Genomic DNA, 16,003 nt, shown 5'->3' on the forward strand with positions numbered 1-16,003 from the left:
CGTGGCTCTGACGGCAACGCTGACGGCAACGTCCCCGTCACTCGACGGCCAGCAGGCTCCCCAGCCGGTCCAGAGCGGCCCGCTTCTCCGTCATGTCGGTGTGCGCGTAGATGTTCATGGTCACATCAAGGGCGCTGTGCCCGACGATGTCGCGGACGATGTGCGGCGGGACACCGAGACCGAGCAGCAGGGTCACGCAGGTGTGCCGGAGGTCGTGGAACCGGACCTCCAGGCCCAGCCGCTCGCGGATCGGGTAGAAGTGCCGGTTCAGATTCCGCGGCTCGATCGGGGTGCCCCGCCTGGTGGTGAAGACCAGGCCCGTCTCCTGCCACCGCTCCCCCGCCGCCCGCCGCTCCTCGGCCTGGTGCTCGCGGTGCCGGCGGAGGGCGTCCACGCACACGGCCGGGAGCGGGACGGGACGCTCCGAGCGGCGCGTCTTGGGCGCGGTCAGCGTCAGCTCCCCGTCGACGCGCTGGAGGGCCGTTCGGATCTCCAGCGATCCCCCATCCAGATCAACGTCCGACCAGTGGAGGCCCAGCAGCTCACCGCGCCGCAGCCCGAGGTAGAGCGCGAGCACGTACGCCGCGCTCAGCCGGTCGTCACGCACCTCCGCCAGCAGCTTCTTCGCCTCGGCGACGGAGAGGCCGCGGCCGACGCGGTAACGCGGCGTCTGAACCTGCACCAGCTTCGCGACGTTGCGCTGCACCAGCTCCTCACGGACGGCGTGCTGCAGAGCGTTCCGCAGCACGGCGTGCAGGTACTGGACCATGCGCGGCGACAGGTGCTTGCCGCAGCACCGCTTGGGGCTCAGCGCGCAGCAGCGGCGCTTGGCCGGCGGTCGGGCCGCGTCCTGGCCCTGCGCACAGCACTGGCACGCCTGCCGCGCCCAGTCGAGGAAGAGCCGCACGTCCTTGGCGGACAGCCGGGCGAGCTTCTTCTTCCCGAGCCGGGGGACGATGTACGCGTTGACGCACTTGCTGTAGCTGTAGACCGTTGAGGCCCTCACCTTGTGCCGGACGACGTGGTCGAGCCAGTACGCCAGGTACGACCCGAGGCTTTCGGTCGTGTCGGCCGCCGGGATGCCCTGGTCGCTCTTGGCGAGCATCTCGGTCAGCTTCTTCCGGGCCTCCTCCCAGGTCCTGCCGTAGACCCGCCGGCGCTTCTGCGTGCCGTCGGGCATCAGCACGTAGCCCGCCCCCTCGTACCGGCCGTCCTTGCGGCGGTAGATGGTGCCCTCGCCGTTCGGGTTGCGCTTCGCCACCATCAGGCCGCCGCCTCCAGTTCGTTGTTGATGAAGTCGCGGACGGCCCACGCGGGGATGCGGCGGCACCGGCCGACGGTGATCGAGGGCAGACGGCGGGAACGGATCAGGTCGTAGACCGTGGAGCGGCCGAGGCGGAGCCGTTCCATCACTTCCGGCACGGTCAGCAGTTCGGGGGTGGTCATGCTGCGGCTCCTTCCTGGGCGAGTTGGTCGCGTAGGGCTTCGCGAGCGGTTTCGCGGTTGAGCTGGAGGTTCCGGGCGATGGTGGCGGCGAGGACGGACTCACCGGGGGTGTGGCCGTGTCCGGCGTACTGCCAATCGGCCAGGACCAGGACGGTGTCCGGCTCGGCGTCGCCCAGGCCGAGGGCGGCGTGTTCCTGGGCGGCGCGGTAGTCGGCGCGGGCCTGGCGCAGGGCGCCGAGGGTGGTGGAGTAGCGGCGGGACTTGGAGGAGAAGTGGCCGCGGAAGCCGAGCATGTGCGCCCAGGCCCACAGGCGGCGTTCCGGATACACCGGATCGAGCACCTTGCAGGCTTCGATCAGGCGGCGGGTGTGGTCCGGGACACCGTGGCGGTCGAGTTCGGAGAGCTCCCCGATGCGGCGGTCGAGGGTGCCGGTGTTCTCGGCGGCCTTGGTCGCGTACTTGGCGACGTAGGAGGCGACGGCCTGTTCCGTGATCTCCGAACCGTCGCCGAACGCCTCGACCGGCCGGACGTCGAGCTGGGTGCCCCAGCGGAAGGTCCGGGCCGGTTGGTCGGCGACAGCCGGGACGGAGACCGAGGTGTAGGAGTGCGCGACGGCGGCGCGGATCGCGTCGGCGAGGAGGCCGACCGTCGCCCAGGACGGCGGCGGGGAATCCGGCCCGTCGGGTCCGTCGAGCCGGATCACGGCATGGAAGTGCACGGCGCCGCGCTTCTGGAACTCGGCGACCTTGCCGTACGAGACGCGGCAGTGGTCGGCGAGTTCCCGGCGGGAAAGGCCGGCGCGGGCGGCGATCTCGCGGCGGAGGCGGTTGGTGAAGCGCTGCCAGAGCTGCCCGGCGTGGTTGTTGAACAGCACCGCGCCCGCGTAGTCGTACGTCTCCGGGTCGAGGGCGGTGCCCAGTTCCGGGGCGTCCGGGGCGTGTGCGGTGCCGCAGCGGCAGGTGCCGTGGTCGGGACGGTTGTGGACCGGGCCGAAGGAGGGGGCGGTGAGGGTGGCGAAGACGCGGGGATGGTCGCGGACGGTGGCGGGGATGTCGCGGCGGTCGTCCCCGGCGAGTCCGGCGCGGATGAGATGGTAGGTGTCGCCCGCGTACGTCCAGGCGCAGGCCGGGCAGCGGGAGGCACGGCGGTTGCCGCACGCGACGCGGAGCCGTCCGCCCGGTTCGCTCTCGGTCGAGTAGCGGTGCAGCACTTCGCCGGTGGTCTTGTCCTTGTGGATCGTCCAGCCGGTCAGATGGATGGGGTCGGCGCAGCCGCCGGTGCGGCGGATCTGCTCTTCCCAGCGGTGGTAGTCGGAAGCCGAAGCCACCCTCAGCAGGTCACCGAGGGTGGTCGGGTCGAGCAGCAGGTCAGGCACGGGCGCCCTCCCGGACGCAGCGGGCGGGAACGGTGCCGGTGCCGTGGCAGGCCGGGCAGTCGACGGTGAGGGTGCGCAGGTGACCGCGCGGGTCGCGTCCGCCGAGGGTGACGGCGACCGTGGCGAAGCCGTCACAGGCCGGGCAGATCCTCGGCGCGGGCGGGGTGTGCTGGGCCATGATGGTGGTTCCTTTCGATTGCGGTTGGAAGGAACGGCCCCGGGTGGCGGCGTGCTTGGCGGCTTGTGCGCCACCCGGCGGCCGGTCAGCGAGAGGAGCGCGAGCCCCGGCGGCTGCGGCCCTTGACCGCATACATGGCCGCATCGGCGGCGGCGAGGGCATCGGTCAGGAGCGGTACCGGCAGCTCGGCGAGGCGGCAGACGCCGACCGAGGCAGCCAGCGGCAGCGGCCTCCCGGCGTAGGACAGTGGCCGGTGCAGGTCGGTGATCAGTGCTTCGAGGTCGGCGGCGGCCAGGTCCCGGACGACGGCGACGAACTCGTCCCCGCCCAGGCGCCCGGCGGTGCCGTTGCGGCCGCACCAGGTACGGAGCCGGTCGGCGATAGCGATGAGGGCGGCGTCCCCGGCGGCGTGGCCGTGGGTGTCGTTGAGGGCCTTGAAGTGGTCGAGGTCGACCAGGAGCACGGCCGCGGCCGGGTGCCGGCGGATGCAGTGTTCGGCGCGGGCGGTCCATCCGGCGCGGGTGTGCAGGCCGGTGAGCGGGTCACGACGGGCAGAGGCGAGCCGGTGGGCGAGGACGCTCCCGTGCACGGCCCAGCCCAGTAACGGCACCAGGGCGGCGGCTATCTGCGGATCCATGGGGGTTCTCCCTTGACGACGGCGGTTGGCGGAGCGTGGTCCCAGGGGTGGCGGCGTGCTTGGCGGCTTGTGCGTCGCCCCCAGGACTGGTCAGCGGCGGTGCTGGGAGGCCAGCAGCGAGCGCAGGACGACGGCGCAGACGGCGACCGAGGCGGCGGTGACGGCGACGGCCAGGAGCATGGAGACCAGGACGGCGCCGACGACCAGGACCACGGCGGTGCCGCCGCCCACCACGGCGAGCGCGGTACCGGGCATGAGCTGGACCACGGGCCGGGACGCGACCGGAGACGGGGTGACGGGCGCCGGCGGGGCCGGGATGCCGGGGGTGATGGTGGTCGGCTCCACCACGGTGGGCAGGGTGGCCGTGCCGGTGGGCTGGGGCATGGTCGGGAGCTTGGGCCGGAACATCAGCGGATCTCCTTACTTGACGGCGGTGTCGATGACCGGGGCGAGGAGGCTGTCCGCGAGGAGGTAGCCGCCGAGCAGCAGCACCAGGACCAGCCAGAGCGGCGGGCGGATGAGCTTGACGCCGAGGACTCCGACGCAGAGCAGGGCGAACCAGAGCGGGACATCCATGACGGTGGCCTCCTAGCGGACCTTGCAGCGGTGGGTGCGGGCGGCGAGCTGGGCGGCGGACTGGCTGGAGTAGTCGGCGGACCAGCCGCAGCCGTCCAAGCTGCACACGGCGGCGTGCTTGGTCTGGCCGTTGCGGTCGCGGTGGGTGCCGATCTGCACCGGGCCGATCCGCATCACGGAGTGGAAGAAGTCGCGGGCGGGCATGGTCGATCGGGCTCCTTTCGGGTCAGGCGAGCTGGGCGGCGATGGCGTCGGCCAGGTGCGGCGGGACGCCGAGGCGGGCGCGGAGGGTGTCGGTGTCGATCCGGGCGCCGGTACGGGCGTGGTGGTCGGCGGCGACCTTGCGTGCGTGGTCGACCAGCGCGGCCGGGACCGGCACCGCCGGGGAAGGCTCGGTGGTGGGTAGGGCGGGGGGCTCTTCGGCGACCGGGACTGCCGCAGGTTCGGGGACCGGGTCCGGTTCGATGGCGACCGGTTCGGGCTCCGTCTCGTGCACGGGGTCCGGGTCGGGGGTGGCGGGTGCCGGCGCGTCCGGCTCCGGGCGGGTGGGTGTGTGGGTGAGGAGGGTGCCGCCCATGAAGGCCAGGGCGGGCCAGGCGGCGACGAGGATGCGCAGCCAGGCCGGGACATCGCCGAGGTCGAGGAGTCCGGCGGTGGCGACGTTGGCGCCGAGCGAGGCGACCAGGGCGATCAGGAACCAGCACCAGGCCAGCCGGGACGGCCCCTCGGTGCGCAGCCGACGCCAGGCGGCGACCAGCAGCAGGTCCACCGAAACCGGGTAGGCCCAGGCCTTCCAGCCGTCCTGTCCGGCAGCGGCGGCCAGGTCGTGCAGGTGGGCGAAGGACAGCGCCCCGGCGATGACGGCCTGGACCAGGACGGCGTCCACACGAAGGGCTGAGCGGGGCATGGTTGCTTCTCCTTCCTGGCTCAGGCGGCGGCCGGGGCGGACTCGACGGCCGGGGCCGGGACCGGTGCGAGGGTGCCGAGCACGGGCCGGAACGGGGCCAGGGCGGGCAGGTCCGGGACCAGGTCGGCGTGCCGGTTGCAGATGTTCACGGCTTGCCGCAGCGAGGTGTGCGGGGCGCGGATGCGAGCCCATCCGCCGGTCGAGTCACCGGTGATGGCGACGCCGGGGGTGTCGGTGGGAATCTGGATCGCGGCCAGGACGGCGTCCGGGGCGATGTCGCCGAGGGCCATGTTCGCCGAGGACTCGTCGTTGACGCGGTGGGCGGTACGGCAGGTGAGCTGGGCGCGGAGCATGGTGATGCCCTTGCCGAGTTCGGAGCCGAAGCGCTGCCCGCAGATCTCCAGGTAGATGCCGGCGGCGCGGCCGAGCTGGGCGAGCCGGGCCAGGGCGGTGATGATCCGGTCCCGCCGCTTCTCCTCCTCCTTGGTGGAGAAGAGGGCGAGTTCGGCGACCTCGTCGACCAGGACCACGATCGGCACCGGACGGAGGTCCTCGGGCAGGTCCCAGATGTCGGCGGCGATCTCCGCATCCGGTACGTCGGCGGTGATCCGCTGTTCGGCCCGGATGAGCTGGTACACGTCCTCCATGTGGGCCACCAGCGCATCGAGAAGTTCGGCGGCGGTGTCGGGGTTGTCGGCGAGCGCGGAGAACCGGCGGGCCAGCGGGAACAGCTCGACGCCCTGCTTGCAGTCGATGCCGACCAGGGCGACCCGTTGCGGCGCGAGCGCGGCGACGAGGTTGCGCTGGTAGACGGACTTGCCGGACTCCGTCGCACCGAGGGTGAGGGCGTGCGGCACGGCCCGGTAGTCGCGGTAGTGCACGGCCCCGTCCTCGCGCAGGGCGACCGGGACCCGCATCGGCCGGGTGTCGACCTTGTTCGGCATCTGCACCCGCTTGAGCACGTCGTAGCCGGTCATCCGCAGCTCGACCACGCCCGAGCGCAGCTCACGGGAGGTGACGCCGTACATGGCGAACGAGTGCCGCAGCCGGTCGCACGAGGCGGCCACGTCGAAGGCGTCCTGGCCGGGGCGGAGCTTGAGCCGCAGCACCAGGCCGGTCCGGGTCGGCCGGATCCGCAGGATGCGCGGGGCGCGAGGATCGGGAACGGGCCGGTTGGTCATCCGGGCCAGCGCCAGACGCCAGCGAGGGGCCGGCACCGTCAGGCCGCAGGCGTCCATGACCGAGCCGTACCGGACCAGGACCCGCAGCGCGGCGAGGGTGACCCCGAAGGTCAGCCAGTACCAGGCGGGGCGCCGCCACCGCAGGAGACCCGCAGTGGCGACGACCAGCACCAGGGCGACGATCAGCCACATCACGGCTCAGGCCGCCTTCGAGGCCGAACCCGCGGCGGCCAGCGAGGTCACGGCGACCGCGCGGAAGGCGATCCCGTGCCGCTTCTGGCCGTTGAACTCGTTCTCCCACGCCGAGGCGACCAGGCCCGTCAGGGCGACCGGGGTGCCCATCGTCAGGTCCTCGGAGACGCCGGACTGCGGAACGGTGAGCTTGAGGATCTCGACTTCGTCGGGCGTGGAGAACATGACCTCCACGACCATCAGGGTGGCGCCGTCCTTGTCGGTGGCGATCTCACCGGTACGGCGGTCCTTCACCTTGGGCTGCGGGGCCTTGGCGACCATCACGGTGGCGTTGGAAGTGTCCACGGGGATCTGACGCATCGTCTTGTCTCCTGTTGAGGCGAGGTGTTGGCCGACATCCCGTCGGTGAGATCAGGAGACCGTGAGAGGGGGTGGACGCATCACCGCCCGTATGGACGTTTAGGGACGTCTGAGCTACCGTCAAAACGTCCCTGCGGTCCCAACGAAGGACATGACATGGCGAACGAGCGTCTGCGCGCGGCGATTTCAGCGAAGGGCGAGACGATCCAATCCGTTGCCGAGCACGTCGGCGTGGACCCCAAGAGCGTCGAGCGGTGGATCACCACCAGCCGCACCCCGCACCGCGGGCACCGCTGGAAGGCGGCGAACTTCCTCGGAGTCGACGAGGTCTACCTCTGGCCGTCGGTGGAGAAGCAGGCCGAGAAGGCCAGCACGTCCGAGCTGATCACGTACTACCCGCACCGTGGCGCGGTGCCCGCCCCGCTCTGGTCATCCCTGATCGAGAAGGCGACGGACCAGGTCGACATCCTCGTGTACGCCGGACTCTTCCTCTTCGACAGCCACCCGGACCTGCCCGACCAACTGGCCGAGAAGGCGAAGGCCGGCGCCCAGGTCCGCATCCTGCTCGGCGACCCCGACTCCGAGGCGGTCCGCCAGCGCGGCGAAGAGGAGGGCATCGGTGACGACCTGGCCGCACGCGCCCGGATCACCCGCCGCTACCTCGAGCCCGCCATGTCGACGCCCGGCGTCGAGGTCCGGCTGCACGACACGATCCTCTACAACTCGATCTACCGGTTCGACGAGGACGTTCTGGTGAACCCGCACGTCCTGGGAGCCCCCGCCGGTCAGAACCCGGTGTTGCACTTCCGGTACCTCCCCGGCGCGCGGACCTTCCGGCACTACATGCGGAGCTTCGACTACGCGTGGGAACGAGGCCGGGCGGCATAGCGGGCCCCGGACGTGCAACGCTGAACACATGGCCCGTGTCGACTACTTCAACGATCCCAACGCCCCCAAGGCGAACAGCCTCGTCCCCTCCGTGACCGCCGTGGCCCGCAACGAGGCCGGAGAGGTCCTGCTGATCCACAAGACCGACAACGACCTCTGGGCCCTGCCCGGAGGCGGCGTCGACCTGGGCGAGTCAGCCCCGGACGCAGCCGTACGCGAGACGAAGGAAGAGACCGGCTTCGACGTGGAGGTGACCGGCCTCGTCGGCATCTACACCAACCCCGGGCACGTCATGGCGTACGACGACGGCGAGGTCCGCCAGCAGTTCTCCATCTGCTTTCACACCCGCATCACCGGCGGCGAGCTGCGGACGAGCAGCGAGAGCAAGGAAGTCGCCTTCGTCGACCCGAGCAGGCTGGACGAGCTGAACATCCACCCGTCGATGCGCATGCGGATCGAGCACGGCCTGGCCGACCGGGCAGAGCCCTACATCGGCTGATGAGCCATGCGGTCCAGGGTCCGCTCGACGGCGCCCCGGAGGTACGACCGCGCCTTGCTGATCGCGTTGTGCACCTCGCTGCCCGGCTCGTAGCGGACCAGGATCTCGTCGATCCGGGCGTCGAAGTCGAAGGACTGCCCGGCGGGACCGGTCGTCATGTCGGCGAAGATCAGCGCGTCCAGGACCGGGGAGTCCTCCCGCTCGTAGACGGCCAGCTCTGCCGACAGCCCACGCTGCTCCGCCTCGTACACGGCCCCGGAGTGATGAGCGACCAGCCGCACCAGGCGCGCCGGCGCACCCAGCGATTCCAGGTACCGAGCACCATCGAGAGGATGGAAGCCGGTGACGCACAGCTCGGGCGCGTAGCCGATGTCGTGCAGCCATGCGGCAGCGACGAGAAGATCCCGGTCCGCCTCGGACACAGCCGCGGAAGCCTCACGAGCCCGAGCGGCCACGGCCTGGGTGTGCAGCCAGCGGTTCCCGAGCGGAGGAAGCAGGGACTCAGCGAGTCCGGCCGCTCCCTGGGGCGTGTCCAGTGCAGAAGACATGGACGGAACGGTAGCCGAGTCGAGCGGTGAGCCGACAGGCCACGATCGAGAGCATCAATCAAGGCGGGGTAAGACTTTCCCTACTTCATCAAGCACCCGTCGTCGCTTCGCTCCTCCGGGCGGGCGCGGGCGGCCGGCGGCGCCCGCGCTCATGTCTCCGCCCCGCTCGGCACCGCCGGCCGCCCGTGCCCGCCCAAGAGGCAGGCACACAGTGCATGAAGTCAGAACACGTCGTGGCTGGGGCGGTCGGCTCCACGGCTTTAGGCAGCCACTTTGGGGCGAGCCTCTAAGATCATGGCCCCAACGTCGTGCTTTAACGGGCAGGTCCACAGACTGCCCGACTCGCCATCAGCTTACGGGGCCATGATCACTCGCCCCAAAGCAGCTCCAGCCCAAAGCCGCTCCGCCGACCTATGACCAATGACTGAAAGCGTGACTACGCTCACGCTAAGCTTCCTCCGAGGGCTTCGGCCTTAGGGGTGCAGACTTCATTCCAGAATGGGGGAGACAGTGACCATCATCTCCGCAGAGCCCATCGGCGCAGAGGACACACCGGGAAACCGGTTAAAGGATATCTCAGATGAATACATTGCCCAACTTCATTCCATCATTGAGATTAATCGCTCAGTAATTCCAGAAATGACAGCACGGAAGGAAGACGAACTCGCCAGCATTCGAGATGAAGTCCTTGGCGCCCTCACCCCGGAAGAAGGAGACGCATCGCGCGAATATCTCGAAAAATTCATGGCCAATCTGCACACGCTCCTTGAATCGGGAAGCAAGCCGAGCCTTTCACTTGAAGTGCCCGACAGGGGCGTGGGAGTCGCAGTAAGCCACCTCATTATGCAGCTGGCCAACCGCAGCAAAGCGGGATCTCAAGACGCCCTACTCAGAAAATCACTGCTGGTGTCTGCCATATCTGCTTTCGAGGTTCTTTTTGGCCAGCTAGCTCGAACCATCTATGGCGTCAATACCTCATCTTTGAATGACAGTGACCACTCGTTCACCCTTCAGGAGTTGGCCGAGTTCGGCACCTTAGATGACGCTCGTGAATACTTGGTTGAAAAGAGGATCTCTTCGCTCCTACGGGACAGTATCGACGGCTGGGAAAAGTGGCTTAAGCGCGCATGCGGCGGCGTGTCGATGGAGTCTCTCCCTGTCTTTTGGCCGCTCGTGCGAGAGTCTTTTGCTCGACGAAATCTCATTGTTCACACAGGTGGAGTGGTAAATCACCTCTACATTTCTGTCGTACAGAAACTGGGCATCCAGGAATTGTCCGACGTTAAACCGGGGGCGCGTGTTGAAGTCAGCGAGAAGTACCTCGACTGGGTCCTGCAAGAGCTGCTGGCCCTGGGTCATTTACTCGTTTGCGCCGTCGGGACCAAGCTATATAAAAAGGATACCGAACTTTTCACCCGCGCAGCAATTATTGCGGCTCGCGACTTCTCCATTTGGCGTGCAAGTCACTCCTCCAAAGCGGTCTGCAATTACGTACTGACTCGCAAACTCAGTCGAGCGGATGAAATGAAGATGCGAGTACGCCGCTGGCTTTCCATCAAACAGACAGAAGGACTGGAAAGAGTTCAAACGGAAGTAGAGGAGTGGGATACTAGTGGCCTTGACGCCTCCATTTCCCATTGCAAGCTCGTCTTGTTGGATAATATAGATGCAGCTTGCCGCGAAGTAGAGACACTTATTTCACAAGGTCGCTTGAGTAGGTTTGAGGTGGCCATTGATCCTCTATATAAGAGCCTGATGCAGAATCTATCTGTGAACCAACAAGGACCAGTTGAAGAGATCGGCGGCGACGATCCGGACAGCGCATAGAGGGTGACTCGCTCGGCAAGGGCAGGGTGGTCTAGTGGCAGCCGCTGGGCCGTCCCTGGGCCGTCCGAGGTCACCCGACGCCAACCAACAACGACAGAAGCCCACGGCATCCGAACTGGTCAGAGCCGTGGGCTTCGTCAGGTCCGCTGGTCAGCGGAGAGTGCGATCAGTAGACCGGCTATTGAAGGCTGTGTGGCAGCGGCGACCTCATTCCATATCATCTTGCACTAGCCGCGCCCAACGCTTGTAGGACGAGCCACTTAGGGAAACGAAGCGCGTCACCGTCCATTCAGGAGGGGGCGAAGGCGCAGCGTTAGTCGTGGTTGCTACTGTTTGAAACCCCCTGACTGAGGAGCTGAGGAGATCAGTAGCGTGGGAATATTCATCATAGGTGCCGTTGAAAAGAGCATCCAGCAGTAGCAGCGTGGGCTGCGTGCGAGCATAGGTCTCGGCGATGGCAACCAGCACTTCGAGCGTCACGGTGTTGTCCAATATCCGGCGAGGCCCGCTGTCGGTGACAAGACTGTCACCTCTGATGTACTCCGCTCGGATTTCCTCGTTCTCGATCCAGATTCGTTTTACAGCCCCTTGAACGATCTCAGGCAAACCCTCGATCAGCTTCCGGATTACCCAACTATCCAGGCCTACCGCTTCTGCTAGTTCTCGCAGATTGCGCGGCAGGCTGCCCCAATGGTCGAGTGGACGCACTACTCGGTAGGGCTGTGGAATAAACGGTACAGTGACCCCGTCAGACGCAAAGTGAAGTTGCTGTCCTTCGGCACGAAATTCTGCCCGCCGCGGCTGAGGGTCATACCAATTGATCACGGCATGGACCGTTGAGTCTGGTCGACTTGCGCGCTCCATCACCCTGGAGGGTGACGCCAAGCCGGATAACAGAGAGATGAAATGAGTTTTCCCAATGCCATTCGTTCCCACGAACAAGTTGCACCGCGAGAACCGTACAGTCGTTGGCTCAGCTAGCCACACGTCGTCAAGAATATCGATGGAATGGATCCAACCGAATGGACGGGCCACTCCTCCGTGCTCCATCCGAATACGGGCCTCATGGAGATCACGCCAGGCACGAAGCAGAGATGGTGGATAGGCTCGACCAACATTAGTGTCGACTAACCGGGCGCAACTTGCGCACAGCCAGATGCCGTTGATGGGTGCGCTGCGCTGAGCCGCGTTGAGACCTCCAGTACCTCGGGGGCCACCCGCTGCAGCTGCGTAGATATGCGCTGCCGTACCAGTAATTTCGACGTCAGCGACCCCCGTTCCAGGTCCGATCGTAAGGGCCCCACAGCCCGGATTTGAGCAACGGAAAGCAGCCCGTAATGCCAGGGCGCGCTTTGTCGCCTCAGTGAAGTTTGCCCGCTGTGCCCCCATGAACCGTATCATTGCAGACTTCTGGCTGAGCAGGGAACAGCAGGTCAACCCGTCCGCATCAGTCCCTTCGAGCTTTCAACGCCACCGGTATGACCGTCAGCGACCGAGCCAGATAGTGGCTACGTATCCGAAGGGTTCTACATCAACGGCTGACATCAACAGCGTCGGACGGCGGCGTACACTATCGTCCTTGTCCGGCGTTTATCCCAGTCGCCGGCCGGAGCGGAAGCGAGCCCGGATCGGGCTCCTAAAGCGGTGATCACAGGGCAGCACCGCTGACGGCAGCGCTGACGGCAACGACGACGGACGGCGGTGGCCGTCAGCGGTCGGCCACGGCGGTGAGGCCGGCTGGGTGGGAAGCACCGCGGGGCGGTGCCCGCACCTTCTAAGCGCTTGGCCGCAGGTTCGAGTCCTGCCGGGGGCGCACATGCCCGACGACCAGCGGGAACGCCGGTCTTCTCAGGTACCGCGCAGGATGCGCAGGGGCGGGCGCGCGCCTGCGTCGTGCCGTGTTCGGCGACTTCCTGAACGCGGCGGCCGGGGGTCGCCGACCGGAAGCCTGCCGCGGACGCCGTGGAGGCCGCCCGCCTCGGTGCCCGCCCCAGCGACGGGGGCGCCCCGCCCGCAGCGCCCGGCTTCGGTACCGGGTCCCTGCCCACCGGTCACCCGGCGCGCACGGCCCCGAGCCGGCTCGGGGCGCTCCGCCTCGGTCATGTGGCGCGCGTCGCCTGCACGGCGTACCGCGGCCGGGCGGTGGAGGCCGCCCGGATCCTCCTCGCGGGCCCACCGGTGCGGCGCCTGCCCGCAGGCCCGGCCCCGGGCGGGTGTGACGGCCCCGCGGGCCGGGTGGCCGGATCACCGGCGGCCGGATGCCGGCCCTTCCCTCACCCGTACCGGTAGATCCGGCTGTGGTCCTCCAGCGCCTCCGGCGTCACGTCCCACGGCGGCAGCTTCTCCTGCCGGGCCACGATCCGGCCGTGCTGCGCGCTGCCCGGGCCGGGTGGCCGGGCCGGCAGGTAGCGGGCGCCGGGGTGGCGGCGCTGCCAGCGGGACCACTGCAGGTCGACGAAGGCGTGCAGCAGCCAGAACACCGGGTCGTTCACGGAGGCGCCGCCGAGCATGACCCCGCCGACCCAGCGGTGCACCCGGTTGTGGTTGCGCCAGGAGGCGCTGCCGCGCCCGGGTCCCCACCCCTCCAGCTTGTTGCGGAACCCCTTGGGGGACGTCGAGTCCCACGGCGCGGTGTCGTAGGCGGGGTCCTTCAACGCCCACTCCAGGTCGTTCTTGTCCGGCAACCGGATCGGGGCGCGGCGGCGGCCGAGGTCCCGGGTGAGGAACTCGGTGTCGGTCACGTTCTGCTTCAGGGTCCAGTTGCCCTCCTTGTAGGCGAAGGGTCCGGTCGTCACCTGGTGGTCCGAGGGCCGCCCGTTGCCGCCGAGCAGGTCGTCGGTCCAGGGTACGGAGGTGGTGCCGCGGTCCTTCGTCCAGTCCCAGTACGGCACGCAGACCGACGGGTCCACCCGCTGCAGCGCCCGTTCCAGCTCCAGCAGGAACTGCCGGTGCCAGGGCAGGAAGGACGGCGTCATGTGGGCCACGCGCAGCCCGTTCTCGCCGTCGGGGACGAAGTACTCGATGTGGGTCCGCACGAACTCGTCGTACTCGCCGCGGCGTTTGAGCTCCAGCAGTGCCCGGACGAACCGCTTCCGCTCGGTGCGGGTGAGGGTGCTGACGTCCTTACGCGTGTACACCATGCCGGCCTCCCGGGTGTCCGTGCCCGCCGTCCGCCTCGCGCAGCCGCTGGCCGGGCGCCAGTTCCTCGACGGCCGCGCGGGTCGCCTTCAGTGGGGTGGGATACGAGCGGAAGTGGTCGACCACGCTGAGCCAGGTGCCGTCGGCGCGGCGCATCAGGTGCAGCGGGCGGCCGTCCACGGTGACGTGCCAGGCGCCGGTGCCGCCCGCGGACCTGGCCCCGCGGATGCGGTGGCCGAGGTGGGTCTCGTCGAAGGCGGTGCGGTCCGGGCCGTCCGCGGCCCGCGCGGGACCGGCCGGGGCCGGCCGGGAGGGACCGGAACGGCCGGGGGGCCGGGAGGCGGCGACCGCGGGAGCGAGTGCCGCGGCGAGAACGGGGACGAGCAGCCGGCGCGGCAACCCGCGGCGTCCGGTGTGCGCGGGACCGCCCCTTGCCGTGCCCGCCGGTTCCCGTTCCGCGCGCGGCGGTGCCGCGCCCTCGCTGACGGCCATGTGCGTGCTCCTCGTCCGGTTCGTCCTGTCGGTGGCGGTGAACGGGGTCAGCCCTTGAGCGGCAGGCCGCCGAGCAGGGCGTCCGGCTCGTTCAACTGGTTGGCCATGCTCTTCGTGGTGCGCGGCGCGGATCGCTTCTTCCCGGCGTTGAGCGCTTCCGTCCGGGGCTGCACCGGCACGGAGACGGCCGAGTGCTCGGTGAGCGTGCTCGCGGCGCCGTCGAGGGAGTGCATGAATTCGGTGAGGTCGGTCTGGGCGAACGCGGGCGTGGTGGCACCGGCGAGGACCACGGATCCGGCGATGACAGCGGCGGCCTTCAGGGGGTTCACGGGCTTCCTTTCCTCGGATCCTTCGGCGGCTTCCGCCGCCTCGGAGAATTCCGTCGCCGTGCCCAACGAGGCCGGACCGGACCGGAAACCCCGTGCGCACCCGGGGTTGCCGCACCCCACCCGAAGGAGGGGTATGCCTCATCGGCCTTTCCCATCCTCATATGGAATCTTCGGAAGACCGTGGGAGGAATCGCGAGCCGAATCCGGGCGGGGGTTGAGCGGGAATGCGAGCGTGAACCGGAAAAGGCCGTCGCGACCGCCCGGGGGAGCGAACGCGACGGCCTCCGGGCCGGCTCCGTCAGGAGGAGTTGGCCGGTGTGTCCGGCAGGGTGCTCGCCGGGGCCGGGCCGTTCGGCGCGGCGGGCAGCGGCTGCAGTCCGGCCAGGTCGGGAGCGGGCAGTCCGCCGCCGGTCAGCGTGGCCGTGGCGACGTTGACCACGTCGGTCACCACATCGGCGACGGCCGGGCCCACCTGGTCGGGCCGGCCCGTCGTGCTGACACCGAGCAGGGCGTCGATCGCCTGGCGCAGCGCGTCGAACGCCGCACCGACGAGGCCGCCACCGGCCTGGGCCGGGGCGAGCGGGGCCGGCAGCGTGGTGGCCGGCGCGTCGCCGTTCGGCTGGGCGACGGCCGGCGGCCGGGCCGGTGTGTTCGCCCCGGGGGCCGCCGTGCCCGGCGTGGTCGCGCTCGGCGCGGTCGTGCCCGGCGCGGTCGGCGCAGCCACCGCCCCGGCCTTGGCGAGGGCGTCGTCGATGGCCGCGTCGACGGCGTCGCCGAGCCGGTCCGCCTGCTGGGCGGTGAGACGGCCGTCGTCGTCCTCGAGGACGGCGCCGAGCAGTTCGGTGACCGGTGTGATCACGCCGCCCAGGCCGCTGAGCGTCTGAACCTGGGCGTTGAGTTCGTCGGCGCCGGGCAGCGGTGCCCGGGGCGCCGTGCGGGTGCGTTCCCGGACCGGGTCGCCGTCGGCCGCCACCGCCGCGGGCCCGGCGGCGCAGAGCAGGAGGGTGGCGCAGAGCGCGGAGGTGGCGATCGGCCGTGCGGGCAGACGCATGGGGATTCCTTTCGGTGGGGTGCGAGGTCCTGTTGCCACCGTGGGAGCCGCTCTCGCGCTCTGCAACCGAACCGTCGCGCCGGGTGCCGGTCCCGGTGCCGCGGGCACGCCCCCGCACCTGCCGATACGGCCCGCCCGGATCCGCGTCCCGGATGGCTCCTGCCGACCTCCGTACGGGGCAGCGGGCGGACGGCGAACGGCGGGCCCGCACGCGCGGGGTCGCCGCGGATGTCCACCGGGACGTGGACCGGAACCCGCCCGGGCACTCCCGGCCGGCGTGCCCGGGCGCTCCCGGGCGGCGTGCCCGGGAAGTCCTTGGCGAGTGCGGTGGCGCCGGAGGGCGGGAGCGGGCCCTTCGCGGTACGCGGCACGGAGAGG

Annotated in this window: 20 protein-coding genes and 1 tRNA gene; 4 read left to right on the top strand and 17 right to left on the bottom strand. The window is 69.4% G+C overall.

Annotated elements, in window-relative coordinates:
- Positions 1–37: 37 nt before the first annotated feature.
- The 11 genes from ACSU6Z_RS09665 to ACSU6Z_RS09715 form a co-directional block, all read right to left on the bottom strand.
- A complete protein-coding gene (locus tag ACSU6Z_RS09665) occupies positions 38–1,264 on the bottom strand; it encodes a tyrosine-type recombinase/integrase (protein WP_437044549.1) in 1,227 nt (408 codons plus the stop codon).
- Positions 1,264–1,446, bottom strand: a complete 183-nt coding sequence (locus tag ACSU6Z_RS09670) for a helix-turn-helix domain-containing protein (RefSeq protein WP_437044550.1) — start codon at positions 1,444–1,446, stop codon at positions 1,264–1,266. The genes ACSU6Z_RS09665 and ACSU6Z_RS09670 overlap by 1 nt, the downstream gene beginning before the upstream one ends.
- Positions 1,443–2,822, bottom strand: a complete 1,380-nt coding sequence (repSA, locus tag ACSU6Z_RS09675; RefSeq protein ID WP_437044551.1) for a replication initiator protein RepSA — start codon at positions 2,820–2,822, stop codon at positions 1,443–1,445. The genes ACSU6Z_RS09670 and repSA overlap by 4 nt, the downstream gene beginning before the upstream one ends.
- Positions 2,815–3,000: a hypothetical protein gene (locus tag ACSU6Z_RS09680; protein ID WP_437044552.1), complete on the bottom strand. Its 186-nt coding sequence runs from the start codon at positions 2,998–3,000 to the stop codon at positions 2,815–2,817. The genes repSA and ACSU6Z_RS09680 overlap by 8 nt, the downstream gene beginning before the upstream one ends.
- A gap of 85 nt (positions 3,001–3,085) precedes the next feature.
- Complete coding sequence (locus ACSU6Z_RS09685; protein WP_437044553.1) at positions 3,086–3,637, bottom strand: GGDEF domain-containing protein; 552 nt, start codon at positions 3,635–3,637, stop codon at positions 3,086–3,088.
- Positions 3,638–3,727: 90 nt separating this feature from the next.
- Positions 3,728–4,045: a SpdD-like protein gene (locus tag ACSU6Z_RS09690; protein WP_437044554.1), complete on the bottom strand. Its 318-nt coding sequence runs from the start codon at positions 4,043–4,045 to the stop codon at positions 3,728–3,730.
- Between the two features lie 12 nt (positions 4,046–4,057).
- The gene (locus ACSU6Z_RS09695; RefSeq protein ID WP_004987943.1) at positions 4,058–4,213 is read right to left on the bottom strand and encodes a hypothetical protein; all 156 of its coding nucleotides are present in this window, start codon (positions 4,211–4,213) and stop codon (positions 4,058–4,060) included.
- 12 nt (positions 4,214–4,225) lie between these two features.
- On the bottom strand, positions 4,226–4,417 hold the full coding sequence (locus ACSU6Z_RS09700) for a mobile element transfer protein (RefSeq protein ID WP_437044555.1): 192 nt from the start codon (positions 4,415–4,417) through the stop codon (positions 4,226–4,228).
- Between the two features lie 22 nt (positions 4,418–4,439).
- On the bottom strand, positions 4,440–5,120 hold the full coding sequence (locus ACSU6Z_RS09705) for a DUF2637 domain-containing protein (RefSeq protein ID WP_437044556.1): 681 nt from the start codon (positions 5,118–5,120) through the stop codon (positions 4,440–4,442).
- A 20-nt stretch (positions 5,121–5,140) separates the two neighbouring features.
- Positions 5,141–6,493: an FtsK/SpoIIIE domain-containing protein gene (locus ACSU6Z_RS09710; protein WP_437050245.1), complete on the bottom strand. Its 1,353-nt coding sequence runs from the start codon at positions 6,491–6,493 to the stop codon at positions 5,141–5,143.
- Positions 6,494–6,499: 6 nt separating this feature from the next.
- Positions 6,500–6,853 (bottom strand): SCO3933 family regulatory protein, encoded by a 354-nt coding sequence (locus ACSU6Z_RS09715; RefSeq protein WP_437044557.1) that lies wholly within the window; start codon positions 6,851–6,853, stop codon positions 6,500–6,502.
- A 156-nt stretch (positions 6,854–7,009) separates the two neighbouring features.
- On the opposite strand from ACSU6Z_RS09715, the gene ACSU6Z_RS09720 reads away from it, so the two are divergent.
- Together ACSU6Z_RS09720 and ACSU6Z_RS09725 are read left to right on the top strand one after the other, a co-directional pair.
- Positions 7,010–7,741: an XRE family transcriptional regulator gene (locus tag ACSU6Z_RS09720; RefSeq protein WP_437044558.1), complete on the top strand. Its 732-nt coding sequence runs from the start codon at positions 7,010–7,012 to the stop codon at positions 7,739–7,741.
- 28 nt (positions 7,742–7,769) lie between these two features.
- Complete coding sequence (locus ACSU6Z_RS09725; protein WP_437044559.1) at positions 7,770–8,240, top strand: NUDIX hydrolase; 471 nt, start codon at positions 7,770–7,772, stop codon at positions 8,238–8,240.
- Here ACSU6Z_RS09725 and ACSU6Z_RS09730 read toward each other — a convergent pair.
- The gene (locus ACSU6Z_RS09730; RefSeq protein WP_437044560.1) at positions 8,228–8,788 is read right to left on the bottom strand and encodes an HD domain-containing protein; all 561 of its coding nucleotides are present in this window, start codon (positions 8,786–8,788) and stop codon (positions 8,228–8,230) included. The two genes, ACSU6Z_RS09725 and ACSU6Z_RS09730, sit on opposite strands and share 13 nt — an antisense overlap.
- A 510-nt stretch (positions 8,789–9,298) precedes the next feature.
- Between ACSU6Z_RS09730 and ACSU6Z_RS09735 the strand changes: the two genes are divergently transcribed.
- Positions 9,299–10,615, top strand: a complete 1,317-nt coding sequence (locus ACSU6Z_RS09735; protein WP_437044561.1) for a hypothetical protein — start codon at positions 9,299–9,301, stop codon at positions 10,613–10,615.
- A gap of 207 nt (positions 10,616–10,822) precedes the next feature.
- Here ACSU6Z_RS09735 and ACSU6Z_RS09740 read toward each other — a convergent pair whose 3' ends face one another.
- Entirely contained in the window at positions 10,823–11,440 is a 618-nt protein-coding gene (locus ACSU6Z_RS09740; protein ID WP_437044562.1) for a hypothetical protein, read from the bottom strand.
- Positions 11,441–12,362: 922 nt separating this feature from the next.
- Here ACSU6Z_RS09740 and ACSU6Z_RS09745 point away from each other — a divergent pair.
- Positions 12,363–12,425: transfer RNA gene (locus tag ACSU6Z_RS09745), tRNA-Arg, on the top strand.
- Between the two features lie 463 nt (positions 12,426–12,888).
- On the opposite strand, the gene ACSU6Z_RS09750 is transcribed toward ACSU6Z_RS09745, so the two are convergent.
- The 4 genes from ACSU6Z_RS09750 to ACSU6Z_RS09765 form a co-directional block, all read right to left on the bottom strand.
- A complete protein-coding gene (locus ACSU6Z_RS09750; RefSeq protein ID WP_437044563.1) occupies positions 12,889–13,755 on the bottom strand; it encodes a tyrosinase family protein in 867 nt (288 codons plus the stop codon).
- The gene (locus ACSU6Z_RS09755) at positions 13,739–14,245 is read right to left on the bottom strand and encodes a tyrosinase family oxidase copper chaperone (RefSeq protein WP_437044564.1); all 507 of its coding nucleotides are present in this window, start codon (positions 14,243–14,245) and stop codon (positions 13,739–13,741) included. The genes ACSU6Z_RS09750 and ACSU6Z_RS09755 overlap by 17 nt, the downstream gene beginning before the upstream one ends.
- A 47-nt stretch (positions 14,246–14,292) precedes the next feature.
- Positions 14,293–14,574 carry a hypothetical protein gene (locus ACSU6Z_RS09760; RefSeq protein WP_437044565.1) on the bottom strand — a complete coding sequence of 94 codons (282 nt, stop codon included), beginning with the start codon at positions 14,572–14,574 and terminating at the stop codon, positions 14,293–14,295.
- Positions 14,575–14,872: 298 nt separating this feature from the next.
- Entirely contained in the window at positions 14,873–15,625 is a 753-nt protein-coding gene (locus ACSU6Z_RS09765; protein ID WP_437044566.1) for a hypothetical protein, read from the bottom strand.
- Positions 15,626–16,003 lie beyond the last annotated feature (378 nt).

It is taken from the genome of Streptomyces sp. enrichment culture, assembly GCF_964273145.1.
Lineage (GTDB): Bacteria > Actinomycetota > Actinomycetes > Streptomycetales > Streptomycetaceae > Streptomyces.

What these genes read in the sequence shown, in the direction of transcription:
- ACSU6Z_RS09665 (WP_437044549.1), bottom strand. Translation starts at nt 1,264, where the DNA reads ATGGTGGCGAAGCGCAACCCGAACGGCGAGGGCACCATCTACCGCCGC.
- ACSU6Z_RS09670 (WP_437044550.1), bottom strand. Translation starts at nt 1,446, where the DNA reads ATGACCACCCCCGAACTGCTGACCGTGCCGGAAGTGATGGAACGGCTC.
- ACSU6Z_RS09680 (WP_437044552.1), bottom strand. Translation starts at nt 3,000, where the DNA reads ATGGCCCAGCACACCCCGCCCGCGCCGAGGATCTGCCCGGCCTGTGAC.
- ACSU6Z_RS09685 (WP_437044553.1), bottom strand. Translation starts at nt 3,637, where the DNA reads ATGGATCCGCAGATAGCCGCCGCCCTGGTGCCGTTACTGGGCTGGGCC.
- ACSU6Z_RS09690 (WP_437044554.1), bottom strand. Translation starts at nt 4,045, where the DNA reads ATGTTCCGGCCCAAGCTCCCGACCATGCCCCAGCCCACCGGCACGGCC.
- ACSU6Z_RS09695 (WP_004987943.1), bottom strand. Translation starts at nt 4,213, where the DNA reads ATGGATGTCCCGCTCTGGTTCGCCCTGCTCTGCGTCGGAGTCCTCGGC.
- ACSU6Z_RS09700 (WP_437044555.1), bottom strand. Translation starts at nt 4,417, where the DNA reads ATGCCCGCCCGCGACTTCTTCCACTCCGTGATGCGGATCGGCCCGGTG.
- ACSU6Z_RS09705 (WP_437044556.1), bottom strand. Translation starts at nt 5,120, where the DNA reads ATGCCCCGCTCAGCCCTTCGTGTGGACGCCGTCCTGGTCCAGGCCGTC.
- ACSU6Z_RS09710 (WP_437050245.1), bottom strand. Translation starts at nt 6,493, where the DNA reads ATGTGGCTGATCGTCGCCCTGGTGCTGGTCGTCGCCACTGCGGGTCTC.
- ACSU6Z_RS09715 (WP_437044557.1), bottom strand. Translation starts at nt 6,853, where the DNA reads ATGCGTCAGATCCCCGTGGACACTTCCAACGCCACCGTGATGGTCGCC.
- ACSU6Z_RS09720 (WP_437044558.1), top strand. Translation starts at nt 7,010, where the DNA reads ATGGCGAACGAGCGTCTGCGCGCGGCGATTTCAGCGAAGGGCGAGACG.
- ACSU6Z_RS09725 (WP_437044559.1), top strand. Translation starts at nt 7,770, where the DNA reads ATGGCCCGTGTCGACTACTTCAACGATCCCAACGCCCCCAAGGCGAAC.
- ACSU6Z_RS09730 (WP_437044560.1), bottom strand. Translation starts at nt 8,788, where the DNA reads ATGTCTTCTGCACTGGACACGCCCCAGGGAGCGGCCGGACTCGCTGAG.
- ACSU6Z_RS09750 (WP_437044563.1), bottom strand. Translation starts at nt 13,755, where the DNA reads ATGGTGTACACGCGTAAGGACGTCAGCACCCTCACCCGCACCGAGCGG.
- ACSU6Z_RS09755 (WP_437044564.1), bottom strand. Translation starts at nt 14,245, where the DNA reads ATGGCCGTCAGCGAGGGCGCGGCACCGCCGCGCGCGGAACGGGAACCG.
- ACSU6Z_RS09765 (WP_437044566.1), bottom strand. Translation starts at nt 15,625, where the DNA reads ATGCGTCTGCCCGCACGGCCGATCGCCACCTCCGCGCTCTGCGCCACC.